Origin of the sequence: Streptomyces agglomeratus, from assembly GCF_001746415.1 — a bacterium.
In the GTDB taxonomy this organism is placed as follows: domain Bacteria; phylum Actinomycetota; class Actinomycetes; order Streptomycetales; family Streptomycetaceae; genus Streptomyces; species Streptomyces agglomeratus.
This window is the reverse complement of record NZ_MEHJ01000001.1, coordinates 583956-609301: the sequence shown is the minus strand read 5'-3', so window position 1 is coordinate 609301 and position 25346 is coordinate 583956. Positions and strand designations below refer to the sequence as shown.

The 25346-nt window shown below is 70.5% G+C and carries 26 protein-coding genes; 10 read left to right on the top strand and 16 right to left on the bottom strand.

Annotated features, from left to right (window positions below):
• The first annotated feature begins 152 nt into the window (after positions 1 to 152).
• Positions 153 to 605 carry an ATP-binding protein gene (locus AS594_RS02420; RefSeq protein WP_069925437.1) on the top strand — a complete coding sequence of 151 codons (453 nt, stop codon included), beginning with the start codon at positions 153 to 155 and terminating at the stop codon, positions 603 to 605.
• Between the two features lie 137 nt (positions 606 to 742).
• On the opposite strand, the gene AS594_RS02415 is transcribed toward AS594_RS02420, so the two are convergent.
• The 3 genes from AS594_RS02415 to AS594_RS02405 form a co-directional block, all read right to left on the bottom strand.
• Positions 743 to 1270, bottom strand: a complete 528-nt coding sequence (locus tag AS594_RS02415) for a DUF4396 domain-containing protein (protein WP_069933529.1) — start codon at positions 1268 to 1270, stop codon at positions 743 to 745.
• A gap of 127 nt (positions 1271 to 1397) precedes the next feature.
• Positions 1398 to 2255, bottom strand: coding sequence for a hypothetical protein (locus AS594_RS02410; protein ID WP_069933530.1), 858 nt, complete (start codon positions 2253 to 2255; stop codon positions 1398 to 1400).
• A 120-nt stretch (positions 2256 to 2375) separates the two neighbouring features.
• Positions 2376 to 2609 carry a hypothetical protein gene (locus tag AS594_RS02405; protein ID WP_069933531.1) on the bottom strand — a complete coding sequence of 78 codons (234 nt, stop codon included), beginning with the start codon at positions 2607 to 2609 and terminating at the stop codon, positions 2376 to 2378.
• Between the two features lie 308 nt (positions 2610 to 2917).
• On the opposite strand from AS594_RS02405, the gene AS594_RS02400 reads away from it, so the two are divergent.
• Positions 2918 to 3292 (top strand): PadR family transcriptional regulator, encoded by a 375-nt coding sequence (locus AS594_RS02400; RefSeq protein ID WP_069933532.1) that lies wholly within the window; start codon positions 2918 to 2920, stop codon positions 3290 to 3292.
• Positions 3289 to 3882, top strand: coding sequence for an HAAS signaling domain-containing protein (locus AS594_RS02395; protein WP_069925432.1), 594 nt, complete (start codon positions 3289 to 3291; stop codon positions 3880 to 3882). Before AS594_RS02400 ends, AS594_RS02395 begins: the two co-directional genes overlap by 4 nt.
• Before the next feature lie 69 nt (positions 3883 to 3951).
• Here AS594_RS02395 and AS594_RS02390 read toward each other — a convergent pair whose 3' ends face one another.
• From AS594_RS02390 to AS594_RS02380, 3 genes are all read right to left on the bottom strand, one after another.
• Positions 3952 to 4434, bottom strand: a complete 483-nt coding sequence (locus AS594_RS02390) for a hypothetical protein (protein WP_069925431.1) — start codon at positions 4432 to 4434, stop codon at positions 3952 to 3954.
• Positions 4431 to 6272, bottom strand: a complete 1842-nt coding sequence (locus AS594_RS02385; protein WP_079148336.1) for a glycoside hydrolase family 15 protein — start codon at positions 6270 to 6272, stop codon at positions 4431 to 4433. The genes AS594_RS02390 and AS594_RS02385 overlap by 4 nt, the downstream gene beginning before the upstream one ends.
• 140 nt (positions 6273 to 6412) lie before the next feature.
• Positions 6413 to 6847, bottom strand: coding sequence for a hypothetical protein (locus AS594_RS02380; RefSeq protein ID WP_069925429.1), 435 nt, complete (start codon positions 6845 to 6847; stop codon positions 6413 to 6415).
• Between the two features lie 83 nt (positions 6848 to 6930).
• On the opposite strand from AS594_RS02380, the gene AS594_RS02375 reads away from it, so the two are divergent.
• The 5 genes from AS594_RS02375 to AS594_RS02355 all read left to right on the top strand — a co-directional run bounded on the left by AS594_RS02375 (position 6931) and on the right by AS594_RS02355 (position 10089).
• Positions 6931 to 7608, top strand: coding sequence for a helix-turn-helix transcriptional regulator (locus AS594_RS02375; RefSeq protein ID WP_069934008.1), 678 nt, complete (start codon positions 6931 to 6933; stop codon positions 7606 to 7608).
• A 124-nt stretch (positions 7609 to 7732) separates the two neighbouring features.
• Positions 7733 to 8317: a TetR/AcrR family transcriptional regulator gene (locus AS594_RS02370; protein WP_276207464.1), complete on the top strand. Its 585-nt coding sequence runs from the start codon at positions 7733 to 7735 to the stop codon at positions 8315 to 8317.
• Positions 8314 to 8691, top strand: a complete 378-nt coding sequence (locus AS594_RS02365; protein WP_069933534.1) for a hypothetical protein — start codon at positions 8314 to 8316, stop codon at positions 8689 to 8691. Before AS594_RS02370 ends, AS594_RS02365 begins: the two co-directional genes overlap by 4 nt.
• Positions 8692 to 9126: 435 nt before the next feature.
• The gene (locus AS594_RS02360; protein WP_141747142.1) at positions 9127 to 9651 is read left to right on the top strand and encodes a hypothetical protein; all 525 of its coding nucleotides are present in this window, start codon (positions 9127 to 9129) and stop codon (positions 9649 to 9651) included.
• 27 nt (positions 9652 to 9678) lie between these two features.
• Positions 9679 to 10089 (top strand): hypothetical protein, encoded by a 411-nt coding sequence (locus AS594_RS02355; protein ID WP_069933536.1) that lies wholly within the window; start codon positions 9679 to 9681, stop codon positions 10087 to 10089.
• A gap of 271 nt (positions 10090 to 10360) precedes the next feature.
• Here AS594_RS02355 and AS594_RS02345 read toward each other — a convergent pair whose 3' ends face one another.
• From AS594_RS02345 to pgfA, 8 genes are all read right to left on the bottom strand, one after another.
• On the bottom strand, positions 10361 to 10600 hold the full coding sequence (locus tag AS594_RS02345; RefSeq protein WP_069933538.1) for a Trm112 family protein: 240 nt from the start codon (positions 10598 to 10600) through the stop codon (positions 10361 to 10363).
• Positions 10597 to 11502: a DMT family transporter gene (locus AS594_RS02340; protein WP_069933539.1), complete on the bottom strand. Its 906-nt coding sequence runs from the start codon at positions 11500 to 11502 to the stop codon at positions 10597 to 10599. Before AS594_RS02340 ends, AS594_RS02345 begins: the two co-directional genes overlap by 4 nt.
• Positions 11503 to 11505: 3 nt before the next feature.
• Positions 11506 to 12297 (bottom strand): class I SAM-dependent methyltransferase, encoded by a 792-nt coding sequence (locus AS594_RS02335; RefSeq protein ID WP_069933540.1) that lies wholly within the window; start codon positions 12295 to 12297, stop codon positions 11506 to 11508.
• Positions 12294 to 14009, bottom strand: a complete 1716-nt coding sequence (locus tag AS594_RS02330; RefSeq protein ID WP_069933541.1) for a condensation protein — start codon at positions 14007 to 14009, stop codon at positions 12294 to 12296. Before AS594_RS02330 ends, AS594_RS02335 begins: the two co-directional genes overlap by 4 nt.
• The gene (locus AS594_RS02325; protein WP_069933542.1) at positions 14006 to 18304 is read right to left on the bottom strand and encodes an alpha-(1->3)-arabinofuranosyltransferase domain-containing protein; all 4299 of its coding nucleotides are present in this window, start codon (positions 18302 to 18304) and stop codon (positions 14006 to 14008) included. Before AS594_RS02325 ends, AS594_RS02330 begins: the two co-directional genes overlap by 4 nt.
• Before the next feature lie 22 nt (positions 18305 to 18326).
• Entirely contained in the window at positions 18327 to 19004 is a 678-nt protein-coding gene (locus AS594_RS02320; protein WP_069933543.1) for a class I SAM-dependent methyltransferase, read from the bottom strand.
• A gap of 78 nt (positions 19005 to 19082) precedes the next feature.
• The gene (locus AS594_RS02315; RefSeq protein ID WP_069934932.1) at positions 19083 to 20288 is read right to left on the bottom strand and encodes a glycosyltransferase family 4 protein; all 1206 of its coding nucleotides are present in this window, start codon (positions 20286 to 20288) and stop codon (positions 19083 to 19085) included.
• 300 nt (positions 20289 to 20588) lie between these two features.
• The gene (gene pgfA / locus AS594_RS02310) at positions 20589 to 21545 is read right to left on the bottom strand and encodes a cell envelope lipid trafficking protein PgfA (RefSeq protein ID WP_069933545.1); all 957 of its coding nucleotides are present in this window, start codon (positions 21543 to 21545) and stop codon (positions 20589 to 20591) included.
• Positions 21546 to 21783: 238 nt separating this feature from the next.
• Here pgfA and AS594_RS02305 point away from each other — a divergent pair, with 238 nt between their 5' ends.
• The gene (locus AS594_RS02305) at positions 21784 to 21966 is read left to right on the top strand and encodes a hypothetical protein (RefSeq protein WP_069925417.1); all 183 of its coding nucleotides are present in this window, start codon (positions 21784 to 21786) and stop codon (positions 21964 to 21966) included.
• Between the two features lie 33 nt (positions 21967 to 21999).
• Complete coding sequence (locus AS594_RS02300; RefSeq protein ID WP_069925416.1) at positions 22000 to 23241, top strand: PucR family transcriptional regulator; 1242 nt, start codon at positions 22000 to 22002, stop codon at positions 23239 to 23241.
• A 77-nt stretch (positions 23242 to 23318) separates the two neighbouring features.
• Here the strand turns inward: AS594_RS02300 and AS594_RS02295 are convergent, their stop codons facing one another.
• Both AS594_RS02295 and AS594_RS02290 read right to left on the bottom strand, forming a co-directional pair.
• A complete protein-coding gene (locus tag AS594_RS02295) occupies positions 23319 to 23777 on the bottom strand; it encodes an SHOCT domain-containing protein (protein WP_069933546.1) in 459 nt (152 codons plus the stop codon).
• Between the two features lie 193 nt (positions 23778 to 23970).
• Positions 23971 to 25317: a hypothetical protein gene (locus AS594_RS02290; RefSeq protein WP_069933547.1), complete on the bottom strand. Its 1347-nt coding sequence runs from the start codon at positions 25315 to 25317 to the stop codon at positions 23971 to 23973.
• Between the last annotated feature and the right edge of the window lie 29 nt (positions 25318 to 25346).

The following is a 25346-nucleotide window of genomic DNA, read 5'->3' as shown; positions in this document are numbered from 1 at the left end:
CCTCACCCTCCGCCGGCCTGCACGGTCTCCGGCCTCCGCGAGCGGTGGCGCGGGGGCGCCGGGGCCTCGTCGAAGGCCGCATCCGGGGACTTGTGCGTGGTGGGTCCCATCCGCCACGGAACCGGCAACGAATCATGGGTATGAAGGTCGATATGCCGGTTGCTTCGCTCCTCGGTTGCGGCAGCCGTCGCCGGTGGTCGCCGACAGTGGCGGCCGTACGCGCCGAGGTCAGCAGGCAGCTGGCAGTTCGGCACCTCGAAGGGGTCGGAGAGGACGCCCTGCTCGTCGTGACGGAACTGCTGTCCAACGCCGTGCGTCATGGCGAGCCGCCGTGGCGCGCCGGCATCCGGTTCGTCGGCGGCCGGGACGGGCGGTGTCTCGTCCGTCTGGAGGTGGAGGACGCCGGACCGGCCATCGATGTGGAGCGGGTACGCGCGCACTGGCGTCACCCGTCGTTCACTTTGGACGGCGGAGGGCGCGGCCTGTACCTCGTCGACGCACTGGCCCGCTCCTGGGGAGACAAGCCGTCCCGCGGAGGTCACACGGTGTGGGCGGAACTGGACATCCCCCCGTACGCACCGCGCCAGGCTTCGGAGCGATGCTGACCGGGTCGTGCCGGCGGAAGGCGCTGAGCGGTCTGTGCAGTCCCCGGGGCAGCCCCCAGCCGGGGCGGGGGAGGCCGCGAATGCGCCCGGAGCGCCCCACTCCGCTGGAACGCTTCGGGCCGTAGTGGGTTCCTGCGTCAGTGGTACGCGTGGACGACGGCGTGGCCCCTGCCGCGGCCGATCATCCACTTGTTCACCGGGGTCGTGATCAGGAAGGCGACGGCGAACCCGCCCAGCAGCGCGGTCCAGAACAGCGCGTCGGAGAGGTGCGCGTCCATGGCCCCGGGGGTCAGGGCGATGATGGCGTTGTCGACGAACTCCATCACCGCGATCGAGACGGTGTCCGCGGCCAGCGCCACCTTCACCGCAGACTTGAAGTCCAGCCCGGCCCGCCGGACGGCGAAGAGGGTGAAGGAGTAACCGAAGACGAACGCGAGCGCGATCGCCAGGGCCATCGTCGGCACGTTCCCCCAGAGCAGAGCGGTGCCGATGACCATGCCGAGGATCTCGCCGATCGCACATCCGGTCAGGCAGTGCAGCGTCGCCTTGGCCGCCGTGCTCCAGGACGCCCCGCCGCGCCCATGGCCGCCGTGCTCGTGCCAGCCGTGCAGCTCATGCGCTGTGTGGTCGTGCCTGGGGCCGGTGTGGTGAGCGGTGTGGTCCATGGCCTGTCATCCCCAATCGTTCATCGGAGACTTCGATCCCTGCACACCCTGATTCTATACCCCTAGGGGGTAGAGCTCCCAGTGTCTCCCTGCGTCCTGACTGCAAGGCGACATGGCGCGGGACTGGTCATGGCACCGCCAACCGGGCCGTGGATGCCGTTGACCGCCGGCTTCGTCTCTGGCTCTCCCGGTAGGGCATGAACCAGTGGGTGTTGAAGTAGTGGGCCATCGTGAACCGGTGGTGCGGGTCGAGGAGGATGCGACAGACGAACTCCGCGGCCGGGCAGTCGAAGGGCACGACCCGGCCGTCGAAGGTCTGGACCGCGACGGGCCAGCCGTCGGGGTCGCCGTCGTCCGTGCGCCAGCAGTACAGGTCCTCGTGCTCGGTGCCGGCCCAGATGAGCAGGCCGTCCTCCCTGAGGTGGGTCCACGGCTCCTGGTTCAGGGTGAGGTAGGCGTCGAAGGCGCCTTCCCCGAACGTCTCCACCATGCGTTTGTAGTCGGTGGGAAGGCGCGTGCCCAGGCGTGCCTCGGTCTGCGCCCAGTCGACGTCCGGCCGTCGCGGGGGCGGGGTCCAGCCGGTGATGCTGAGGAGCCGCTCGACCCAGTCCCCGTCCTGGCCGGACATCCCCACGGGTTCCCCCGCCTGCGGCGCCTGCGTGCGCCGCGGCGCGGTCGCCAGCACCGGACGGACGTCGCCTTCCGCGTCCCGCGCGGTCCCGGCACCGATCCACTGATCCCCGTAGGCCCATGCCCGTATCGTCACACCCCCGCCTTCGAGGAGGGCGAGGAGCGCCGCGCCGCAGGACTCGTCCACGGTCGGGTCCGCGAAACCGTCCAGGGCAAGGGTGCGCGGGGCCCCGTGACGGTCGGTCAGCGACTCGACGAGCGTAAGCGGATCGACGTCCATCGACAGGTAGACAGACCCGCCCGGGGCGGCGAGCCGGGCCAGCAGGTCGTTGAGCGTCGATTGCGTGAGTTCCACGGCGGACAGTGAAGCGCACCGCACTGACAGCGGCCTGCCACGAATTTCGGACCTTGAGCTGCCCCACAGCTGTCACTGGCGGCAGACCACCACACGGTTTCGGGCCTGGCGCGCGGCTGCTCAGGCCACGGCGGGGCGTACCGACCCGAAGTCGACGGCCCGGTCCGCCTCCCGGAGGACCGCCTCGGCCACCCGGCGTACCTCGGTCGGCACGTCTCCTCGTTCCATGACGAGGCGCGCGTAGATCGGAGCATCACTTGGCGCCGAACGGGCGCCGTCCTGCTGCTGGTGCACTGCCGTGCCCTTCCCCCAGGTGACGAAACGGTCAGCTCGGTACGCGGAGGCATGGGCCATGGCGAGGGCCGGTCAACCGCGCACCTGAGGGCCTAACAATGCCCGCGCGACGGCTTGCGCGTAAGGACTGATCACGCCTTCGTCGTCTCCCCGTACGACGTCTTCCAGCCACTCCGCCGACGGGCCCCGCACATTGATGTCGACCCGGCGGTCGCGGTCCTCGGGGGTAACAGGTCGCGGCCTGACCCGTCGTCACGGTCAGCGGACCTAACGGCTGCAGTCCGCGTGTGCCGAGGTCGGTCTCACCTCGGCCGGCCGCGCTGGTGCCCCTTTCCCGTTTGCTTGCCCCACCAGGTATCTTGCATGGCATGGAACCAGGTGATTCGGCCAGGCAGGTTCGATCAGCCACTCAGCTGCGCAAGGGCGTCCTGGAGTACTGCGTACTCGCCCTCATGCGGGACCGACCCCGCTACGGCGTGGAACTCCTCCATGCCCTGGAGGAATCCGGGGCCCTGGCCACCAGCCAGGGCACGGTCTACCCACTGCTCTCCCGGCTCCGGCGCGACGACCTGGTCACCACCACCTGGCAGGAATCCGCCTCCGGGCCGCCCCGTCGCTATTACGCGCTCACCGACAGCGGCAGGGCCGCTCTCGAGGAGTTCACCCGCGTCTGGCCCGGCTTCCGCAACGCCGTCGACGGCTTCCTGACCACCCCGCCCCCCTCCACCGGAGACTTCGAATGAAGATTTCTGCCGACCCCATACGCGAGTACCTCGACGCCGTCGAACGCGAGGCAGCCGTGCTCCCCGCCGACCGCCGCCAGGAACTCCTCGCCGACCTCACCGAACACATCGAGGTGGCGCGCGCCGAACGCCCCGACGCCGCGATCGGCGAGATCCTCGCGGAGCTGGGGGACCCCCGCACGATCGCGGCAACGGCGCTGGCCGAGGCGGGGAACGGAGCTGGCGGGGCGCCGGCCCCGGGCGGTGCGACTGTCCGGCGCGGCAAGGTGCACCCCCTGGTCCCGCTCCTGATGCTCACTCTTCCCTTCCTCTGCGCGGCGATCCTTCCCCACGTCCCCGCCGCGCAGTTCTGTAGCACCTTGTTCCGCGTCATCGGCGCGGTGCTGCTCTGCACTTCCGTGCACTGGACCTCTGTCCAGAAGACCACTGGCGTTCTGCTCGCCGCCGTCCTGCCGACCGTCGCCATCAGCATCTGGATCTCGTCCGGCGTCGATTCGTCGGGCGACACCCCGGCCCACTTTGCCAACCTGGCCACATTGGCCCTGCTGGCGGGCACGACAGCATGGCTCTGGCGGGTCCGCCGCGCCTGAGCGTCTCCTGGACACGCGCGACCAGGAGCACGACGCGGATGCGGAGGTGTGGCGGCACCCCGGACCATGTCACGCGCCGAGCTGGGTGAAGCCTCCGACGATGGCTCCGTAGCCGATGTGGGCGAGGACGGTGACCACTGGTGTGGTCGGTCCGTAGTTCAGCATCAGGAAGCCGGGGGGTTCCAACAGGGCCGCTTCGGGTGCGCTGGTGAGCGGGCTGCCCATCCGGGGGTGGACGAGTGGCAGGAGAACGCCGACGAGCGCGGTGCCGGCAAACAGGCCGTGCAGGAGACCGAACAGAGCGCCCAGCCACCAGCCGGCCATGCCGATCGCGAGGAACACGGCGTAGTACATGAAGGCGAAGATCTCGCCGTTGAGGAAGTGCATCAGGTAGCCGACGGCCTTGGCGCGCGTGCGGTTGGCGGTCACCGTCGTACCGAGGAGGAAGGGCAGGTCCATGCGCGTCAGGCGCATCTCGCCGGCGGCGCGCAACGCGGTGGTCAGCACGAGCGTTCCGACGAACGCTCCGGCGGCCGTCCCCCAGGCACTCACCCGCCCGCCTCCTTGTAGGCGCCGTTGATGGCACAGGCGGCGCTGATCACTGCCAGATGGCTCAGCCCCTGAGGCAGATTTCCCAGGAAGTCGCCGGTGGCCGGGTCGATCTCCTCGCTGTAAAGGCCGACGTCGTTGGCCAGATGCACCAGGTCGTCCATCAACGCCGCTGCCTGGGCGAGTTGTCCCGTGCGGGCAAGGGATTCAGCGAGCCAGAAGGAGCAGGTCAGGAAAGCGCCCTCGGCTCCGCTCAGGCCGTCTTCACCCGAGTATCGGTCGACGAACGGCCCGTGCCGCAGCTCTTGCCCCAGAGCCGTGATGGTGGCCCGCATCCGCTGAACGTCGCCGTCGTAGCCGTACAGGTGGCCGAGGAGGACGGCGGCGTCCAAATCCTCGCTACCGGCGGCACGCGCGTAACAGTTACGGCGTGGTGAGACGCATCGGGTCTCGATGAACGTGGCGATCTCTCGGCGGGTGGACTGCCAGCGGGCCAGGTGCCGGTCGGGAATCAAGCTGCGCTCGGCGAGATGTGCCGCGCGGTCGAGCGCCACCCAGCACATCATTTTCGACTGGGTGAAGTGGCGGGGTGCGCTGCGTACTTCCCAGATGCCCGAGTCGGGCTCCCGCCACGTGGCGCAGACCAGATCGGCCAGTTCCGCCAGGCGGCGGCCGATGTCCGCGTCCAGCCGTCCGGTGGCCCGCGCGTACAGCCAGGCCGTCTGCATCAGCTCGCCGTACGTGTCGAGCTGGAGCTGGCCGGCGGCCGCGTTGCCGATGCGGACCGGCGACGAGCCGCAGTAGCCCTCCCAGGGGAGGTCCTTTTCCGTGGTGGCCGCGCGGCCGTCCAGCCGGTAAAGGACCTGTAGGCGGGGGTGGGTGAGCTGGGATGCGTGCATCAGCCACCAGAAGTACGCATGCGCTTCCGTAGGGCAGCCGAGCTGGAGGAAGGCGGCCAGGGTGAAGGCGGAGTCGCGGACCCAGGAGAAGCGGTAGTCCCAGTTGCGCTCGCCGCCGACGTGTTCGGGCAGCGAGGTCGTCACCGCGGCCGCGACCGCGCCCGACGGGGCGAAGACCAGCAGCTTCAGGATCAGCAGGCTCCGCATCACCGCCTGGCTCCACCTGCCGGTGTAGATCCGGTCGTCCGCCCAGTGACGCCAGGCCGCGCACGTACGCTCCCGTCGCGCGTCGCATTCGGCGCGGGCCGGTAGGACCAGCGGCTCCTGGTGAGCGAACGGCATGGCGATCAGGGCGCTCCCGCCCGCCGTCACGAGGAAGCTGCCGCTGATCGCATCCACGCCGCATTGGGGTTCGCCGGCGCCCCAGGAGCAGATGGCGAGCGCGTCGCTGCCGGTTGTCGCCATCGGGACTCCGGCCCGTCGGAGCAGCCGCGTGGTGCGGGTGCCGTAGCCGAAGCGAGGCCGCACACTCCACCGCATCGGCACGGCTCCGGACACACCGTCGACGCGCCGTTGCAGTTCGCGCATCGGAGCGAGTGCGACCTCGTCGTGCAGGGTCAGCGCGTCGGTGACCCGCGCGGTGCCCTGGGAGGTGACGAACGTGGTCTCCAGGACGTTCGTACCGGGCAGGTAGCGGCGGTCACTGCGGTAGGCCACCGCCGGCTCCAGGCTGAACCGGCCGCCGCGGTCGGCATCGAGCACGGCACCGAACACCGCAGGCGAGTCCATGTCCGGCAGCCCGAGCCAGTCCACCGACCCGTCGCGGGCAACCAGTGCCGCGGTCCGGCCGTCGCCGATCACCGCGTACTCCCGCAGCGGAACATAGCCACCAGTGCGCGCCACCACCGGGCGCCGGCGACCGGTTTCGTGAACAGCTCTCACTGCTTCACCATCTCACCAGGCGCGCACTACCGCCCTTGCACGCGGCTGATCATGCGTTTCAGGCATCCGAGTAGGTGCGCACGGCGGGTGGTGCCGTGAGAGTCCACCCGCCTGGAGAAGTCAGTGCGCTCCGCGCCTGGTCACAGCCGCCGCCTGGTGTGGTATCGCTGCCCGAGCCGGGCGAGGGCGACGGCGCCGAGGAGCAGCCCGAAGTCGCGCAGGGCGACGTCGTAGTGGCCCGGGATCGTCAGCAGGTTGACGATGATGCCGGCCAGCCAGCCGGCCACCAGCCAGCCCCCGAAGCGGGGAGCCAGCGCCACGGCGAGGCCGGCCACGATCTCGATCACACCCACCGCGTACATGGCTGCCTGCGCGCTGCCGGGAACGAGGTCGTCGATCCACGGCGCGAGGTAGGTGGGCCAGTCCACGAGCAGGTTGGTGAACTTGTCCAGCCCGAACAGGATCGGCGCCACCGTGAAGCCGGTACGCAGGATCACGAACGCCTGGTAGCCGGGGTCGGTGAGCACCGCCCGCCGCGGGGTGGCGGAGGTGGTGCTTGTGGTTACGGAGGACATGGCCCCCTCCTTCTATCGACAAGGTTCATTAACAATAGAAACCCCGCTCAGTTCTTTAGTCAATGGCCGTGGCTTTTACACTGGTGTTCGTGGACACCTCGAAGGAAGTACGCGACCCCGACGTCTCGGCCATCGCCGCTCTCGATGAGCCGACCCGCAGGAGGCTGTACGACCTCGTGGTGCGCCAGCCGGCGCCCGTCAGCCGCGACGAGGCGGCCGCCGCCCTCGGGCTGGCCCGCCAGACCGCCGCGTTCCATCTGGACCGGCTCGCCGACGAATCGCTCCTCGACGTCGTCTACGAGCGCCGCAGCGGACGCTCCGGACCGGGCGCGGGAAGGCCGGCTAAGCTGTACCGCCGCTCGGCGAAGCAGGTCGCCGTCACCCTGCCGGACCGCCGATACGAACTGGCCGGACGACTGCTCGCCCAAGCCGTGGAGGAATCCGACGCGACCGGCGAGCCGGTGCGCGAGGTGCTGCACCGCAAGGCCGAAGAACTCGGCATGCAACTGGGCGAGCAGAATCAGACGGACGTCTACGACCTGCTGGAGCGGTACGGCTTCGAACCGCGACGCGAGGGCGACGCCATCGTGCTCGCCAACTGCCCCTTCCACGCACTGGCCCAGGCGCACACCCAGACGGTGTGCGGCATGAACCTCCACCTGATGCGCGGTGTTCTCGACGGCGTCGGCGAGGCAGGACTGGAAGCGTGCCTGGCGCCCCGCCCCGGACAATGCTGCGTCCGACTACAGCCGGCCGCCTGATCGGACCGGAGCCCCCGCTCGATCACGGGTCACCCGCCTGAACCGCGATGCCAGGCCGCTCTGGCCAAAGGGTCAGTGGGGCGGACGCATTACCAAACGGGTCGCCCCGTATGGTTATCTTGTGATGCCACCCAGCGCCCCGCGTGGGCGCCCTAGAGACAGTCGTGCCCATCGGGCGATCCTGGCCGCCGCAACCGAGTTGGTGACCGATGTCGGCTACGCTGCCGCCTCGATCGGGGCGGTGGCGGCTCGTGCCGGTGTCGGCAAGGACACCGTCTACCGCCGTTGGTCGGGCAAGGCCGAGTTGGTGTACGAGGCGGTCTTCACCGAGGCCGAGGCGTGCCCGGTGCCGGATACCGGCAGCCTGACCGGTGACCTGACGGCGCTGCTGGAGGCCCTCATCCAGGAATTCTCCGCTCCGGCCGCCGCCGCGGCCCTGCCGGGCCTACTGGCCGACTTCGCCGCCAATCCGGAGTTGCAGGCCCGCATCCGGTCCGAATTCCTGGCCCCGGCCAAGGACGGTCTGGTGACGGTGTTCGAGCGAGCGGTCCAGCGCGGGGAAACCGACCCCAACGTGCAGGTCGACTTGGTTCTGGACACGCTGGCTGGGGCCGTCTTCTTCCATATCGGCCTAGTGGGCGTGCAGCCCAGCCAACAACTGGCCGCTCAACTGGCGGCCATCGTGGGCCGCGGAATCGAGACCCGATGAACGCCTGGTTCCTCGCTGCCGGCACAACCGCCGCCGTGGTTGCCGCCATCCATGCCATCGCGGGCGGTCGGGAGGTGGTCCGGCCTCTCCTGGCTGCCGATCTCGCGGACGAACCTCGCCGCGTCTTGCATGCGGTCTGGCACATGGTCACCGCCGATCTGATCCTGGCCGCTGCCGCCCTGATGTGGCTGGCCTGGGACAACCGTCCTGGTGGTGGCACCATCGCCTGGCTCCTGGTCGCCCACTTTGTCGCCTATTCAGGCGTGTTCCTGGTGGTGTCACTGGCGGCGAGCTGGTCGAAGCCGCTCGTGCGCCTGCCGCAATGGATGCTGCTGTTGCCAGTGGCGGTGCTGGCCGGAATCGGCGCTGCCTGAAGGAGTAACCCATCTGAGTACTCGAAAGGTTGCCGATAAACCGCGCTCAACAAGCCCGGCCGTGACGCCCTGTTCCGCGTCCGTACGGAGCTCGGCAAGCTACCGGCCGCGGGCGAGCGCTGGTTCGGCCTCATCCTCGTAGCGGAGGCCGGAGGCCGGAGGCGATTCGGGCGGCGGCCGAGGAATCGGAGGGATGGCGTTTCTCCCCTGCTCAGGCGATGACGAAGGGGAGGAGCGCGATGGTGGCACGAGTGGGGTGGGTGGAAGACCTCAGACCTCGCCCCTAGCCGGTGATCGCCGCGCGACCGGGACTTACTGCGGCAGCCCGCTGCCCTTGCTCGGGCGTCGATCGTAAGGCTGACGCCGCCGCGTGTCGCACGGATACGATGCAAGCCTCGCGCGGCTACTGGTGAGTGAGCGAAGGGACGTTGGTCCATGGGAAAGTCAGCACGGGTGCTGGGCTCGGAGTTTGGCCGAACAGCTCGCGAAATGAATGAACTCCTCAAGGACCACGGCTACCTGTACGGAAGCCCCGGCGCTTATGGGCTCACCGAGAAGGGGCAGCAGTACGCGGAGGAGCAGTACCACTCGCGCGGCACGGGCGGTTACGCGCAGTACAACAGAAGCTGGGAGACTCGTACCTGGAGCGACGAGACGGCAGCGGCGCTCAAGGCTGACATGGAAGCCAACCCCGAAGGCTTCGGCGCGGGAAACTCTCCCACCGAAGAAGACGACGATCTCGGGTACGAACCTTTCATGGACGGCAGTGGCAGTGGCGGCGGCGATGACGACGACCCTCAGCCCAGTTGGAAAGGGTTGGCAATCGGCGGAGCCATAGTTGGTGCTCTTCTTGTCGCTCCTCATGTCAAGCCCTTCTGGAACAACAAGGTGAAACCTGCTGCGAAGAGGCTGCGGGACGGGTTGGCGAAACAGGAGTCGGTCGAGTCCACCGACTCCTGACGCTGACGCTACCGAGAGAATGGCGTCATGAATCCGACAACCCGCTGGACTGCACTGGCCTGCCTCGGAAGTGCCGCGTTCCTGGCCGGCTGCACCACGGCCGGCGCTCCGAGCCCAGGTCGCTCATCTGTCGCACCTGGTCCCACGATCACCTCTACCGTCGCGCCCGATGCCGCAGTCCAGGTGGCCGAGCGCTACCGCCAGTCCGGCGGTGAGAAGGATGTGTACGGGATACAGCGGAGCTCCGGTCCGGACGGCGTGCCCCTGCTGATTGTGTGGACGCACGATCCGGACGAAGACGCCGAGATCTTCGATGACCTCAAGGGGTCGATCACGGGGTATTTGGAGCGGGAAGGGCTTTCGCTGAGGCGGGGCTATTTGATGGACGTCTTTGGCCCGGACGGCACGCTTCAGCACCGCCTCGACGCCCGCCAGTAGGTCTGAAGCAGCGTTTGAGCGTGTCGCGGCGCCCGACGGCGACCCGGTCGGGCCGGCTCGGGACTCGCCTGGGCAGTGCGGCCCTTGATCCGGTCGATCCGTTCCGGGAGCGCCGCGGCGATCGAGCGTCTGCGGAGGTGCCCGCAGATCTTGCGCGCCGAGTAGCCCTTGTCAGCGACGACGCGGTCGGGCCGGGTCCGGGCCTTCCCGATCCGGGCCCGGCCTTCCCGATCGGTCCGGATGATGCGGAAATTGCCCATGACGGCTGCGTTCAGGCGGAGTCGGGCAGCCCGGTCGGCAGTGCGTCGCGTTGCTGCTCGACGGCGGCGTCGACTGCGGGCTCGACGACGGGCTCGCCGGAGGAGGGGAGCAGTTGCGGAATGCCGTCGATGATCGGGTAGCGGCGGTGCAGACGCGGGTTGTAGAGAGCGTCCCCGGTCTCGTCGAGGATCAGCGGGCCCTTGTCGAGCGGGCAGGCGAGGATCTTCAGCAGCGGGCTGTCGGGCTTCATGGCAGGGTTCCTTCGGATGTGGGGGAGGCCGCGTCGTGTCGCGGCAGGGTGAGCAGGACCGTAAGGGCCAACGCGGTGCCGCCGATGCGCAGTAACAGCCGCAGCGGGTCCTCGGGCAGCGGCTCGCTGAACGCGATCGTGCCGCTGACAATGGTGAACACGCAGGTCACCGTCGAGCACACCGGGACGATCAGTGATGCCCGGCAGCGCTGTAGGGCGGTCTGCGAGAGCACCAGTCCGCTGCTCCCCGTCACCAGCAGAAGGTACGGGTAGGGGGAGGCGAGCAGGGCCGGTACGGAGCCGGGGAGGTCCGAGGTGTCCAGGTGCCCGGAGACGCCCTTGATGGCGAGCGAGCTGACCCCGTACAGCAGACCGACCGCCACCGCGTAAGCCACTCCGGTGGTCGGCTGCCGGTGACGCCGGCGGGCTCGCCGTTCCGCGGCTGCGTACAGGAGCAGTCCGGCCGCGAGTGTCGGCAGGCACAGTGCCAGCAGGATGCCCGCGGGCGCGCTGTGGCTGATCTCCTCACTGCTCCCGTACAGCGAGGACACCACCATGACCAGGGCCAGCCCGATGACGGCCACCGCGCGCCGCTCACGGCCGGACGGGCGCTCACCGAGCACCACCGACGAGAGCACCAGCAGGAGGACCAGCCCGGACAGGAACAGACCCTGGGCCGCGGCGATCGGCAGTGTGCGGTAGACGGCCAGTTGGGCGGCGAACCCCAGGGCGAGCGCCGTGGCCCCGCAGATCCACAGAGGTCTGCCGGCCAGCAGGAGCAGGGCCCGGCCCGGCTGTGCGGCACTCAGCGGCGGCATGCCCGCCAGAGCACGCTTCTCCAGCACGAAGCCGGTGCTGTACAGCACGTTCGCCAGCAGTGCGGCGGCCACTCCCCACACCACGCGCTACACCTTCCTCGCGTGCACCAGGAGGATGGAGGAGAGGGACGGCAGCCGGCAGGCCAGGCGGTCCAGCGGACGGAGCGGGCGCGGCACTCCGTGGAACGGCGCACCGGCGACCGTCACCACCTCGAACCCGCACGCCGCCACGAACTCGCGCAGCGCGCGTGCCGTGTACAGGCGCAGATGGCCGACCACCTGGCTGCCCGGCCTGCCGTGGATGTGACGCAGACTCACTTCGGAGAACACCGGCTGGACTCCGGCGAGCAGCAGCCCGCGGTTGTACCAGGCGGCGAGGTTGGGCGTGGAGAGCATCAGATGTCCTCCGGGGCGCAGCACCCGGTGGAGTTCGTCGAGGGCGCTGTCGGGGTCGACGAGGTGCTCGACGACCTCGCTGAAGAGCACGGCGTCGGCGCTGCCGGAGGCGAACGGCAGCCCACCGCCGGTCAACTCGCCGCGGACGACATGGCTCAGGCGCGGCGCCGCCCGGCGCAGCGCGCCCTGCGACCAGTCGACTCCCACGATGCGGTGCCCGTTCAGTACGCGGGCGGCGGTCGCGGCCGCCGAGCCGTCGCCGCAGCCCACGTCGAGCACGGTCGCCGGTGGGTGGCCGGGCCCGGCGGGCCCGAGTGCGTCGGCCAACATCCGGGCCTGGCGCAGAGTACGGGCATCCCCGGAGGCGACGGGGACGCTGGGGTCTTCGTAGAAGTCCCGGAGTCCGGGAACGGGCCTGACCGGCGAAGGTACCGCCGCCTCGGGCGATCTCGCGGCGGCGGAGCGGTGGGGTGAGCGGGTCATGACGGCCTCGCATGGTTCTGCCGGGCGGAGCGGGCTCCACTTGGTGTCGGGTCCGGACACAGGGCGTCGCGGTTGTGCGGCCCGCCGGGTCGGCGGGCCTTCCTCCGGTCTCCGGGTGCCTCCGCGTTCGCAGTGGTGAGATCCGGAGTGCTGGCATCCGCCTCCGGTACGTCGGCTTCGGGTGCGCCGGCCTCCAGTGCGTCCGCCTCCGGTACGCCGGCCTCCAGTACGTCGGCTTCCGGTCCAGCACCCCAGGTGTTCGATCCGGACCGCGTGACCTGTGACGTTGCCGAGAAAGCCTGCTCGAACAGGCTGGTCAAGTACGCGCCCGAGGCGTCACCGAGCAGTGCCCGCGACCAGCGCAGCGTCACGTGCAGTCGCCCGCCGGTGGAAGCCGCCGCCACGCTCAGCCCGCGCGGCATCCGCGCGGGTGCGGAGAACCACACGGCGGTCGCCCGGCCGGCATCACCGAAGTCCAGCGCGTACGGAACGCGCCCCAGATTGGTCACCAGCACCGTCGATGTCCAGGGCGCCGCCGCCCGCCGCGCACCACGGGTGAGCGTGCCCCGGAGCCCGACCGGCAGAAGCGGCGCGGTCAACAGGCCCGTGCCGGGCCCCAGCGGCGCGCCGTGGGCAGACTTGAGCGCGCGGGTGCGCCGAGCGGTGGTACGCAGCAAACGGGTCACGGCCGCCAGGTCCGGCCGCTCACCGAGCAGCAGGTCCGGGTCGCGCGGGTCCTCGGAGGTCATGACCACCTCGACGAGCCGGGTTCCGTTGCCCATCGGCATCTCTCTGCCACGGGGACGGTCGTCGACGGGCATGGTGATCCGCACCGGACCGGCGGGCCGGCCCCGCGAGACGTTCCAGCGGCCCACCATCAGTGTCGCGGCAACCAGCAGTTGGTCGTTGACGGTCCACGGCGCGAGCCCGCCGCTCCGGCCCACACGCGGCGGAACAGGCAGTTCCGCCTGGAGCATGCCGTTGCCGGCGGCGCGGGCCCGCACCGGCCCGGGGCGGGAGTCCGGCGCTATGCGCACGGGCCGCGCGCACCCTGCGCGGCCCGTGCCGCCGGTCCCGGCCGGCCCCCAGGGGGCCGGCCGGACCGGCCCGGGGACGGGGAGAGCGGCCGAGCCGCCGTACTGTTCCGCGGTCGTGGCGAGCACCCGCAGCCCGGACCCTGCGTCGAGGGCCGTGTGATGCATCGTCAGCAGCAGCACGGTCCGGGTCGTGCCCGCCAAGCCCGTCCCCGCCAAGCCCGTCGCCGGCTTGCCCGCCTCCGGCGGCTCACCGGCGGCCGTTCCCCCGTCCACCTCGATGACTTCCAGGCGCATCGGCGGCGACAGGGCCAGTGACGGGCATTCCGTCAGGGCCCGCGCGCGGGCGCGGCCCAGCGCGTCGGGCCCCGGCCGCGCGAAACGTACCGGGTCGCTGTCCGGTTCGCCGGTCAGCTCCCACGCGAAGGACTGCCGGTGCCGGCGGCCGGGCACTTCACGTATCAGCACCCGGGGGTGCGTCAGCAGCGCCCGCCGGAACGCGGTCCGCAACCGTGCCGGGTCCAGCCGTCCGGGCAGATGGACCTCGATGTGTACGGTCTCCGGCTCGTCGTCACTGACGCAGTGCCGCGACACCTCGTCGGTGGTCGGAAACGGAATCCGGACCCCGCCGGAAGGGGTGGAGGTCCCCCTCCCGGCGGCAGTCCACGACGAGGTCATGACGGGCCACCGCCTCCTGGATGCCGAGAGAGCGGCTCGGTCCGGTCCCCGGCGCTCGTGCTTCCGTGCCGGGCCGTGACCACCGGTCCGGCTGCGGGCGCGCCGTCGTCGTCGCCGTCGCTTTCCGGCGCGTCGCCGCCGCCGTCGCTCTCCCGACCGGCCGCCGCGGACGCCGGGCTTACCGCCGTCACCAGGGCGGCCGACAGAGCCACCAGTGCCAGTACCTGGGCGAGGGCGCTGAACGCGCCTCGTCCGTCGGCGGCCGGCTCCCCGGCGCCGGCGGCCGCGGCGATGCCCGCTGCGGCCATCGCCACCGCGGCGGTCGGCACCAGGACGGCTGGCCGGAACCGGGCCGCCACGGCGAGTACGGGCACCACCAGGGCCAGCGGACCCGCCGCCACCGCGACGACGGCGGTCAGCACCAGCGTCCCGAGCAGCATTCCGGGTGCCGCCGGTTCGGGCAGTTCCTCGTCGGCCGCAACGGCGTCGCGCCTGCGGCCCACGAAGGCGAGTGCGGCCAGCGCGGCGAGCGCGATCACACCGCCGATCAGGGCGGCCCGGTACGGCTTGGAGGGCTCGAACTCCAGGTTCACCGCGCCGGATGCCCCGGCCGGGACCACCCAGGCCTGCTGCCAGCCGTCGAGCCGGACCGACTCCAGCTCCGTGCCGTTCAGGGTGGCCTTCCAGCCGTCGTTGGCGTTTTCGTACGTCCGCAGGTACGTGGCCTCGCCGGAGCCGGCCGACACCGACACGGTCCGCCTGTCGTCGGTCCACCGGGTGACGGTGGCCTCGCGTCCCGCCGCTCCCGCGATCTTCTGCGGGGTGCCCCGGGTCAGCGTGACGTCGGTAATCGCCAGCGGACCCGCGTCACCCGCCTCTACCTCGTGCTTGCCGGCCGGAAGGTTCAGGGTGCCGTCCTTTTCCTCTCCTGCGCAGAGCGCGACGGTGACGGGACGCCGTTCGGTGAGGTCCCGGACGGATCCGGCGGCCTTCGTCTTGTGCAGGACACCGCCGACGGCAAGGTCCGGACCCTTTCCGCATGGCAGCGAGAAACGCGCGGACGACTTCGGAGGCGCTACCCGCAGGTCGGCCAGCGCGGGAACGTGGACCTCACTGAGCCCGACCGGCAGCTGCAACTGCGCGTCCGCCACTGGGTTGTGGACGGTGAGCGGAGCGACCCTGCTGACGGTGATGTCGAGCCGGTTCGTCTCGATCTCCGGGAAGCGCACCCGCCCGTTCTCGTCCACATCAGCCGTCGCGGCGCCGTCCGGCGAGCTGATCAGCACCTGCTCGGGCCGCGTGGACACGCCGCCCGCCGGCGCCAGGATGATCTCGTCGACCTTCTCCTTCTTGGGCCAGCTCAAGTGGACGACCGGCCGGTCTCCCGCGATCCAGGCGGTCGTCAGATCACCGTCGACCAGGTTGCGGGCGCTGAGTGACATGCCGTTGCGGCTGGTGGAGTCGGCGGAGGCCGTCAGCCGGTTCTTCGATCCCGGAGCCGAACGGTCCAGCAGTTCGTCCAACGGGCCGCCGGGCACGGCGACGGCTCGCGCCGACACCTTGTACTCGTCCGCTTCCTGGGTGCTGAACTGGCGGTGCAGTCCCACCTCGGCCGATACGGGCGACAAGCCGCCCGCGTCGGTGCCGCGGTGCAGGGAGTACACGGTCGCCGCCGCGTCGGTGCGCTTCGCGTCGGCGGGCAGCGCCAGCATGCGTGTCACCTGCACGTCCGGGATCGACACCTCGGAGAAGCCGGCCCCGGTCAGGCCCGGCCGCGCCTGCTGCGCGGCAAGGACGGTGATCTTCATCCAGGAGGCCTCGCCGGCGGGCGCCTTGACGGTCTGCGGCTGGCCGTTGGTCTGGAGCGGGCTTTCGGCCGAACCGCGGTCGGTCTCGATCCGCACCCGCGTGGGCGCGGCGCGCAGGCTGTCGCCCGGCAGTGGCGTCAGCTGGATGGAGGCCGGGACGTCGGTCGGCCCGGAGAAGTCCACCTTGAGCCACTGACCGGCCGGCTTGCCCGGGCTGCCCTCGGCCCACGCGGTGTCCGGGTTGCCGTCGAAGGCGTTCACCGGGTCGTACTGCGGCAGGTGGAACAGCCAGTTGCCACTGCTGGAGGCCGTCACGGACGTCGCGCCGCGCAGGTCGGCCGTCGTCTGGTGATCGGTTCCCTGCGACGGCAGGATCTGCCTGGGCTTCTCGCCCGGGTCCTGGAGGCTGCCGGAGTGATTGCGCTCGTCCGCGGTGTACGTGTATGAGGTGTTGTTGTTGACCAGACCGAACCGGGTGTCGGCTCGGCGCAGCCCGTCCGCGACGGCCTTCACCGGTGCGGTGACGCCCTTGGGAAGACCGTCCCCGGCCAGCACGGCCGGCCGGTCGGCCATCGAGGGATCGGCCGACAGCTGGAGCAGCGACTCGGGTCCGCCACTGACCACGGCCGTGTCGGCCGCGGCCGACACACCGACCCTGCCGGGACGCCTGTCGCGGTCCTGGGGCTGATAGATCTCCACGGACTGGAGCCGCGGATACAGCCCCTGCACCTGGAGCGGGGTGTCGGCGGCGATGCGCCCGCCGGTCACGAGCGGGCCGAACCCGGCGGCCTTCCGGTAGCCGGACGATTCCAAGGTCCGTTTCACCGTCTGCGGCGGGACATAACCGATCTGGTCGGGGTCGAGGTCATTGCGTACGACCACTTCGTGCATGCCGGCTCGTGCCAGGTACGCCTGAAGGCCAGGGACCTCGGTGCCGGACAGCAGCGCCTGCTCCACGGCGTCAGTCGCACGGCGTGAGCCGGGTGTACCGAAGGGGACGAAGTCACGCTGTCCCCAGGGCGTTTCGGCCAGCACGTCAAATGGCTGGTCGATGGGGGAACCCCAGGTGTAGATGCCGTGTGCCGTCGCCGGTACGACCATGGCCCGGCTGTTGGGGGCGTTGTCCTTGAGCCAGCCGGCAGCCTTCTCCCAGTGGGTGGGCAGCTTGGTGAAGGCGCCGGGTTGCAGGATCGAGCCGTTGAGGTACGGCAGGGCCAGGCCGGGCAGCACCAGCACCGCCGCCACCGCGGGCGCCCAGCGGCGGCCGGGAAGCGCGCGAGGACTTCTGCTCACGGAGAGCACAGCCGTCAGGTGGGCCAGTCCGAGGGCGAGTGCGAGGGCCAGCCCCGGCTGGAACTTGTAGATGTTGCGGAAGGGCTTCAGCGACCCGTTCAACCAGTCCTGCACGACACCGTGGAACGGACCGCCGAAGGCGCCGCCGTACCCGGCCAACGTGATCAGGACGACGGTCAGGACGGTCAGCAGCAGCCAGCGGCGCTCCGGCAGGTCCCGGCGGGCCAGGCCCGCCAGCCCGAGGGCCGCGGCGAACGCCGAACCAAGGACGGTGATGACGGAGGCCGCGACGGTCCAGCCGGCGGGGAGCCACGCCTCACCGAAGTTGAGATACGCCACCCAGTTGCCGGCGCCGCGCAGCAGCTCGGTCGCGGACATAGTGGCGGTGGTCGTGTCGGCCTGCTCGACGTACGGCATGAAGTTCTCGCCGTGGACGGCGAACAGGAGCAGCGGCACCACCCACCACACGGTGGCCAGCACGACGCCCGGTATCCACCAGCCCAGCAGGGCGCGCCGACGCCGGCCGGCCGGGCGGCTGAGCAGGTACAGACCCACGGGCAGCAGCGAGGCCAGCGTCGAGGCGGCGTTCACACCACCCATGAAGGGGATCAGCATGGCCGAACGTGCGGCGGCCGTACGCGGGCTCAGCGCCGCGGAGGTCAGCGGCAGCAGCACCCAGGGCAGCAGGGCACCGGGCAGTGCGGCGGCGGAGGTCGAGCCGATGACGATGGTGAAGGTGGGCCACAGCGCGTATACCACCGCACCGAGCAACCGGGTCGCGGGCGTGCCGACGCGCAGACGTTCGGCGAGCCTGAGCGCACCCCAGAAGGCGGCTGTCACGATGATCGACAGCCAGAGCCGCTCGGCCAGCCACACCGGCACCTGGAGCAGGTCCGTGAACGCGTAGTAGGGGAGGGCGGGGAAGGCGTAGCCGATGTACTGGTTGGCTATGCCGCCGAGGCCCATGTTGCCGTTCCACAGCGAACCGAGGTCGCCGAGGAAGCGCCAGGGGTCGAGGGCGACGCCGAGCTTGGTCTCGAACGTCATCTTCCCCGGTGACACCGCTAGGAAGCACACCAGCACAACGGCCCAGAAGCCGAACAGCAGGCGTCGTCCCCGCGGCGCCCCGGACGCCTCGGACGGCGTCGGGCCGGGCTGAGGCGCCCGGGTGGGCGCCTGGACCGTAGTGGTCATGACCGTTCCTCGCTTCGCTTGCTCATGGGCTTCGCCTGAGAATCAGCAGCAGATTCCAGGTGGCGATCTCGCGGAGTCCCGGCACCCGGGTGATCGTGCTCGCGAAGAACGGCCAGTAACGGGACCGCGCCGTGACGACCTGCACGTCGTCACGGCCGCGGACGTGCCGCAGGGTGGGACCGATGTGGACGGGAAACAGGTTCTCGCCGAGCGTGTGCTTGGCCTCGCGGCCGGTGCGCCGCTCGTAGCGATCGCGGGCCCGGTCGGCTCCGAGGTAGTGCCACGGCGCTGTCTCGTGGCCTCCCCAGGGGGAGAGCCAGTTGGTGAACGACAGGTAGATCAGCCCGCCGGGGCGGGTGACCCGCACCATCTCGCTGATGAAGGTCTGCGGGTCCGCCACGTGCTCCAGCACATTGGACGAGAAGCACACGTCCGCCGCGCCGTCGGCGAGCGGCAGCAGATAGCCGTCGGCGAGCACCGCGTCCTCGGTCACCGTGCCGCGGGCGCTCAGCTCCCGCGGGTCGGGCTCGAAGAGGTAACTCCGCGCGCCGCGGCGGCGGAACTCCTCGGTGAAGTGGCCGCTGCCGCCGCCGATGTCGACGACGATCTTGCCGGGCAGGTCGATGTGACGTGCCACCTGCGCGACCGAGTCACGGGCCAGCAGGGTGTAGCAGCGTTCGGGGTCGATCTGCTCGCGCATGAACGCCCGGAAGAGGGTGGCCGATCGCCGCAGCGACGGATCCTTGTACGCGCTTTCGGTGACCTCAAGAATGGCCGTTCACCTCCCGCGTCCCGGGGCGGAGGCGAGGGCCGCGGCCTCGGCGGCGACAGCCTGGAACTGACGGACCGTGGATCTCCAGCGGAAGCGCTTGGCGCGACGCGCGGCGGCACGTCCCATGGCTGCGCGCCGGTGGGCACTGAGGGACAGCGTGCACCACGCGGCGGCGAAGGAACTCTCGCCACGGGCCAGTACCCCGGTCTCCCCGTCCTCGATGGAGTCGCACAGGCCCGGTATGTCGAAGCCGACCGCGGGCGTGGCCCGGGCAGCGGCTTCGGTGACGACCAGCCCCCAGCCCTCGACGAGGGAGGGGTGCAGCAGCAGCCACGCTTCGCACATCAGCCGGTGCTTCTCGGCCTCCGACACCCGGCCGGCGAACGTCACACCGGGGCCGGCCATGGCTTCCAGCCGCTCCCGTTCGGGGCCGTCACCGACGATGACGAGTCGGCCGCCGGTGACCGGACGGACCCGCTCCCACAGCCGCAGGAGCAGATCGATGCGCTTGTACTCCACCAGACGGCCGACTGCCAGGAACAGCGGTTCCTTCGCTTCGGGCAGCAGCGGGCCGGGTTCTTCGACGCCGTTGTTGACGATCCGGATGCGGTCGGCGGCCACGCCGATGCCGCGCAGCTCGGAGGCGGTCGACTCGGAGACGGCCACCATCAGGTTGTCGCGGTGAGTGCCTGCCAGCGCCCAGTGCTCCAGCCTGCGGCCGAGCCGGGCCGCCGGGCCCGGATAACGCATCTGCCAAAGGTCGGTGTGCACATGGTTGACCAGGCACAACGTCGGTCCGCGGTGCCACAGCGGGGCCAGGTACGGCATGCCGTTGCACACCTCGACCAGCAGGTCGCAGTCGCCGACCTCGCGGGCGAAGGTCTTCCTGGCGCGCAGGAAGTGTCCTGCGTCGCCGCCTGCGGAGACCACTCGGTAGTCGCGTTCTGTGGCAGGGCCGCCACATACGAGCGTGACCTCGTGGCCGTCGGCGGTCAGACCGCCGGCTATCCGGTCGATGAGCAGTTCCGAGCCGCCGGCGGCCTGGTTGCCCAGGTCGCGTCGGGCGAGGAAGGTGATCCGGCGCGGCGAAGGTTCCGCGACGGGTGCGATGTGAGGGGCGACGGCGAGCGAGTCGGTGACTCGGCCGCCGGGGCGTGCTTGAGCGGGGGAGTCCTCCTGGCCGGAGGCCAGAGCGGACGCGTGCTGGGGCATAGAGGTGCTCCGACTCGGCGACTGCGGGGACAGACGGGTGAGGGATTGCCGGGCTTCCGGGGGTGAAGCGCTGGGCTGGTTCGGAGTGCTGGTACTGCCGTACTGCCGGTATCGCGGCGACGGTGCCGGCCGGGTGCGTTCGATGGTGAGCACCGGGCCGGTGGCGGGCTCCTGGGAGTGGGAGTCGGCTCAGACCGGACTCGATGTTGCTACTGCGGGGTAACCCAAGTGTTCGTTCGAGTGATTCGTTCCACTACGCACGCGGGTGACAAGTTTGGTCCGATCGGCGACCCGTTTTTGTCACTCTTCTGAGTGTTCCGCTGCCTGTCGTCGGCCACGGATCACCATCACTACGCCGGCGGCGGCAAGCAGGCCGCCTGCGATCCCGCCCACGACGGGCGCGGTCTCGCCGAGCAGCTTCAGCCGACTGCCGTCGTCGGCGGCCAGCGTCACCTGCTCGCGCCGGGTCGCCTCGGTGAACTCCAGCCGCTTGCTGGACAGCAGGGTGACCGCGTCCTTCTTCGAACCCGGGGCCCGGAGCGTCTTGGTCGGCGCGATCACCGCGTTCATGATCCGGCCCGTGCGCTGGTCCACCGTCAGTTCGATCCCCGCGTTGGAGTACCACTCCTCGGCGAGCACCTGACTCTGCGGGCGGTCCACCAGCGCGCCGGGCACCTGACGGGTGCCGGTGGCAGTGGGCGCGACGGTGCCGGCGAAGAGGTAGCCCTGGTGGCCGCGGATCGTGGTGGTGCCCTTGAACTTCAGCGGCACGGCGGCCCCCAGGGTGCTGTCCCACCAGGTGTATCCGCGCTTCTCGACGTCGAACGGGAACTTCAGGTAGGCCTCGCCCTCGAACCTGGGCTTCTCCTCGCAGCAGCGCACCGGCAGGTTCGTCCGGCGGTCGGTGACCCAGCGTTCCGTGGTCCATTGCAGGGATCTGCGCGGGTCGGCCAGCGGCAGCGTCTTCGGGGTGTCGATCTGTGTGGAAACGTCCCAGATCGCTTTTCCGCTGCGCTCACTGCCGGCGACGTCGCCCAGTACGCGGCGGGTGATCGTTATGGTCTGTCCGTCGACCGTGGAGACGGACCCGGTGTCGAAATAGCTGCCCTTGCCGCTGAAGACCGTCGTGGAGTTCACGTCGGTCGGTGTGCGCTTGGCGCGCGGCTCCACGTACCAGGCGAGCAGCTGAGTAAGTACCAGCAGAAACACACCGGAACCCAGAAGAATCAGGGACAAACGCGACGTTGGATGGCGCATACGGGTACTCCAATGCGGGCGGAATGTGCGGAGCATTCGTGACTGTGCGGGTCGGGGTCGCACGCACGGTTTCCAGCCTGTCCGGGCCAAGGAGTGGCGTACCCGGGAGTAACAGCGCTGTGACCGGCGAAATTAGGCGGCGCTTGACCACCTGTCAATGCGACTCGCATACTGACCGCGCCGGACCGGGCCGGCGCGCTGGGTGACCACCTCATCGACAGAGAGGCCGATCATCCTCATGCCCAGACTGCTCGCCGTCTTCCTGACCTGCGTTGCCTCCGCCGTCCTGGCCACAGGCGCCGCCTTCGGAATCGTCGCCGCTCTCGACGCCACACCCGAGCAGCAGAATGTGCCGCTCGTCACCTTCTCCAACCCGCCCGCCGGCGGGACGTCCAGCACGCCGAGCCCGAGCGCGGGCTAGGTTGAAAAGATCCAGGCCGGCTGGTCGAGCGGCATGCGACGGACACCCAGGAGTCGTGCTGTGGAAGCGTCGTCAGCGTGGCACGACGTGCCACGAGAACGGATTCAGCGTTTCGCCGACCGCGCCCTGAAACAGGTCCCGGAACTCGCACGGGACATCCTCGCCGCGATCCGGCGGGAGTATCCGGGGCTGGCGTTCATCGTCGACGAGTCAGGGGAGCCGAAGGCCCTGATCGCGATCCGGCACGCGCTGGAGCTCTTCGTGGAGCAGATGACCACGGGGTCGGACCGGCCCCGTGCCCTTCCCGAGATGTTCCAGGACTTCGGGCGCGGCGAAGTCACGCAGGGGCGCAGCCTGGACTCCTTGCAGGGAATCTACCGGCTGGGCGTGCGCCTTTCCTGGCGGCGTATGGCGGAGATCGGCCAGCAGGTCGACATCCCGCCCGCTGCCATGTACGAACTCGCCGAGTCCGCGTTCGAGTACCTCGACGTCATGGTGGCCCAGTCGGTACGCGGCTACGCCGAAGCCGTCGCCCGCCAGGCCGGGGAGAGGCTGCGCCTGCAACGACAACTCGTCGAGCTCCTGCTCGCCGAGCACCGCACGGATCCCTCCGCCCTCCTCGCCGACCGCGCGGCCGGTGTCGGCTGGAAGCTGCCCGAAAGGGTGGCGGTGGCCGTGCTGCTCCGCCCCGCCCAAGAGGCCGTCGCCCCCGCCGTGGGCGACGAGGTGCTGCTCGACATGGAGGGTGACCGGCCGCGCATGGTGGTGCCGGAGCCGGACGCGCCCGGGCGCGCGGAGTTGCTGCACCGGGCGACGGCCAATTGGTCCGGCGCGATCGGCCCGTCGGTGCCCCTGACGGAGGCCGCCACGTCGCTGCGCTGGGCCGAGGCCGCCGTCGGGATGATCGAGCAGGGCCTGCTGCCGCAAGGCCGGCTCCTGCACTGCGGCGAGCACGTCGAAGCCCTGGTGCTCCTGCCCTCAGGTGAGTTGATCGACGATCTGGCGCGACGGCGGCTGGCCCATCTGGGCGAGACCGGCGGCCCCGCGCACGCCCACCGTCTCGCCGAGACCCTGCTGGCCTGGCTGGAAACGCGGGGCGGCGCGCCGGAGGTGGCCGACCGGCTCGGAGTCCACCCGCAGACCGTGCGCTACCGGCTGAGACAGCTCCGTGAGCTGTGGGGCGAAGACCTGGACGACCCGGACCGCCGCTTCGAAATGGAGCTGGTGCTCCGCACCCGGCGGCTGCGCGGTGATCTCGTCCCTCCGCCCGACTGACCGAATCGCACTGACGGGCTGTCAGGACCGGCCCGCCGAAGGACTTCGCGCCTCGTTCCGTGGTGGGGGATGGGCGCTCAGGCACCGGGCGTGGGAGAGCCCGGGTGCGACTGCGTACCCTGACCGCTCAGTACGAGTTCCTTCGCCCTGCGGAACTCCTCCTCAGTGATGGCGCCCCGGTCACGGATCTCGGCCAGCCGGGCGAGTTCATCGACATTGCTGGGCCGTCCGCCGGCCGCGGTCTGCCTGATGTAGTCCTTGAACTCCTCCTGCTGCGCACGCGCCTGTGCCACCTCCCGGCGGCCCATGTTCCTGCCTCGCGCGATCACGTAGACGAACACTCCCAGGAAGGGCAGGAGGATGCAGAACACCAGCCAGCCCGTCTTGGCCCAGCCGTTCATCGAGTCGTCACGGAAGATGTCGGTGATGATCCGGAACAGCAGGATGAACCACATGATCCACAGGAAGAACAGGAACATGGTCCAAAAGGCGCCCAGCAGCGGGTAGTCGTATGCCAGATAGGTCTGCTCGCTCATGTCCGTCCTCCGTCCCGGGCTTCGCCCGGCAGCTGTTCTGCGCCGACTTCAGAGTGCGCACAGCGGTCACCGGGCGGCCTCACCCGGTGCGGGTGAGTTGCCGGGCGCCCCTGGCGCGACAGGGCAGGCGCCCCGCCGGGGGACGAGGCGCTCTCCCACACAGGGAACGCGGCGAGGGGTCCCTAGGCCATGGCTAGCCGGGCACCCGCTCCGCCGGCCGGTCGGCCGGCTCCCCGGCGGCCGCGAGGATCGCCAGGACGATCAGTACGGCCACGCCGACGCCGAGGACGAGCGCGATCGCCCCGACCGTGGGGTGGTTCCACAGCAGCAGCGCCAGCGCCCCGGCCGCGATGACGCCGCCGGTGGTCCACGCCCGGTACTCCGCCAGCCGGTGTCCGGTGGACCCGGTGCTCATTCCGGCCCGGTGCAGCGCCCGGCCGGCGGCTGTCGTGCCCCGCCCCGCCGTGGTACGGACGGCACGCGCGAGACGCCCGCGACCGTACAGGTACGCGATCAGTGCCGTGACCAACGAGAGGACCAGCAGGGTGCGCGTGCTGTCGCGCAGGAACCGGACGAACGTGTCGAAGATCGTCGCGGCCGCGTCGGTGGGCAGCGCCGTTGACGGGACCGAGTCCAGGTACACCCGTCTGACCACGGCCAGCGCCACGAGCAGCACCACCATCATCAGGGCGACGCCCGCCGCGGTGACGATCAGCATCATGCGGTGGGCCGGAGCGGTCCACACGGCGAGCGCGGCGAGTACGACGGTCAGGACGGGCAGCCAGGTGCCGAGGATGTCCAGCAGCCGCATCGCGTCCTGCGCCTTGCCCAGTTCCTCGGTCTCGAACAACGTGATCGTCCGGTCGGTGTCCGGAATGGCGGCCGCCTTGTCGAACCCCGCGCCGACGAGCCGCTCCCGTACCTCGTCTACGACCTCGCCCACGTCCAGTTTGACGGCGCCGTCCTCGGCGCGCAGCGCGCTGTCGCCGTCACCGGTGAGCATGTTCACCACCGCGGCGTGCGACCGCCTGTTGGCGCCCTCCCACACCTGCTGGAACACGTCACTCGTGATCACACGACTGACGGTACGGTCCACGACGGACCTCACAGCGCTGCGCAGCGGACCTTCGAGGGCTTCGGCCCCCTCCACGACGCGGGGCGGCGCGCCGGCGTCCTGAAGGGCCCTGGTGAGCGAGTCCGTCACCGCAGCGACGTCCACGTTGTCCACCACGCGGTCCGTCAGCCGGTTGATCACGGCCTCCTGCACGGCCGGCTCGGACGCCAGCGGCGCGACGGTCTCCACGTACCGGTCGGTGTCGGAGACCGTCTCCTGGACCCAGGCCGCGACAACGGCGACCGGCGCGAGCAGCAGCGCCAGCAGGACGAGAACCGAGGCACCGGCCCGGCGTACGCCCCGGTGGCGCACCGCCGCGTCGCGGCGCAGTCGCTCGTACTCGGCCCGTTCCTCGGCGGTCATGACGTGCTCCGGGTTCGCGGTTCCGCCGGTGTCCGGCGAATCCGGGGTCGCGGCCGGGTTCATGGGTGGTCCCTCCGTGTGTGCGCCGGAAA

What these genes read in the sequence shown, in the direction of transcription:
- AS594_RS02325 (WP_069933542.1), bottom strand. Translation starts at nt 18,304, where the DNA reads ATGACCACTACGGTCCAGGCGCCCACCCGGGCGCCTCAGCCCGGCCCG.
- pgfA (WP_069933545.1), bottom strand. Translation starts at nt 21,545, where the DNA reads ATGCGCCATCCAACGTCGCGTTTGTCCCTGATTCTTCTGGGTTCCGGT.
- AS594_RS02420 (WP_069925437.1), top strand. Translation starts at nt 153, where the DNA reads ATGCCGGTTGCTTCGCTCCTCGGTTGCGGCAGCCGTCGCCGGTGGTCG.
- AS594_RS02395 (WP_069925432.1), top strand. Translation starts at nt 3,289, where the DNA reads ATGAAGATTTCTGCCGACCCCATACGCGAGTACCTCGACGCCGTCGAA.
- AS594_RS02300 (WP_069925416.1), top strand. Translation starts at nt 22,000, where the DNA reads ATGCGACGGACACCCAGGAGTCGTGCTGTGGAAGCGTCGTCAGCGTGG.
- AS594_RS02295 (WP_069933546.1), bottom strand. Translation starts at nt 23,777, where the DNA reads ATGAGCGAGCAGACCTATCTGGCATACGACTACCCGCTGCTGGGCGCC.
- AS594_RS02330 (WP_069933541.1), bottom strand. Translation starts at nt 14,009, where the DNA reads ATGACCTCGTCGTGGACTGCCGCCGGGAGGGGGACCTCCACCCCTTCC.
- AS594_RS02405 (WP_069933531.1), bottom strand. Translation starts at nt 2,609, where the DNA reads ATGGCCCATGCCTCCGCGTACCGAGCTGACCGTTTCGTCACCTGGGGG.
- AS594_RS02290 (WP_069933547.1), bottom strand. Translation starts at nt 25,317, where the DNA reads ATGAACCCGGCCGCGACCCCGGATTCGCCGGACACCGGCGGAACCGCG.
- AS594_RS02355 (WP_069933536.1), top strand. Translation starts at nt 9,679, where the DNA reads ATGAATCCGACAACCCGCTGGACTGCACTGGCCTGCCTCGGAAGTGCC.
- AS594_RS02400 (WP_069933532.1), top strand. Translation starts at nt 2,918, where the DNA reads ATGGAACCAGGTGATTCGGCCAGGCAGGTTCGATCAGCCACTCAGCTG.
- AS594_RS02415 (WP_069933529.1), bottom strand. Translation starts at nt 1,270, where the DNA reads ATGGACCACACCGCTCACCACACCGGCCCCAGGCACGACCACACAGCG.
- AS594_RS02320 (WP_069933543.1), bottom strand. Translation starts at nt 19,004, where the DNA reads ATGCGCGAGCAGATCGACCCCGAACGCTGCTACACCCTGCTGGCCCGT.
- AS594_RS02365 (WP_069933534.1), top strand. Translation starts at nt 8,314, where the DNA reads ATGAACGCCTGGTTCCTCGCTGCCGGCACAACCGCCGCCGTGGTTGCC.
- AS594_RS02360 (WP_141747142.1), top strand. Translation starts at nt 9,127, where the DNA reads ATGGGAAAGTCAGCACGGGTGCTGGGCTCGGAGTTTGGCCGAACAGCT.
- AS594_RS02380 (WP_069925429.1), bottom strand. Translation starts at nt 6,847, where the DNA reads ATGTCCTCCGTAACCACAAGCACCACCTCCGCCACCCCGCGGCGGGCG.
- AS594_RS02305 (WP_069925417.1), top strand. Translation starts at nt 21,784, where the DNA reads ATGCCCAGACTGCTCGCCGTCTTCCTGACCTGCGTTGCCTCCGCCGTC.
- AS594_RS02335 (WP_069933540.1), bottom strand. Translation starts at nt 12,297, where the DNA reads ATGACCCGCTCACCCCACCGCTCCGCCGCCGCGAGATCGCCCGAGGCG.
- AS594_RS02315 (WP_069934932.1), bottom strand. Translation starts at nt 20,288, where the DNA reads ATGCCCCAGCACGCGTCCGCTCTGGCCTCCGGCCAGGAGGACTCCCCC.
- AS594_RS02370 (WP_276207464.1), top strand. Translation starts at nt 7,733, where the DNA reads ATGCCACCCAGCGCCCCGCGTGGGCGCCCTAGAGACAGTCGTGCCCAT.
- AS594_RS02345 (WP_069933538.1), bottom strand. Translation starts at nt 10,600, where the DNA reads ATGAAGCCCGACAGCCCGCTGCTGAAGATCCTCGCCTGCCCGCTCGAC.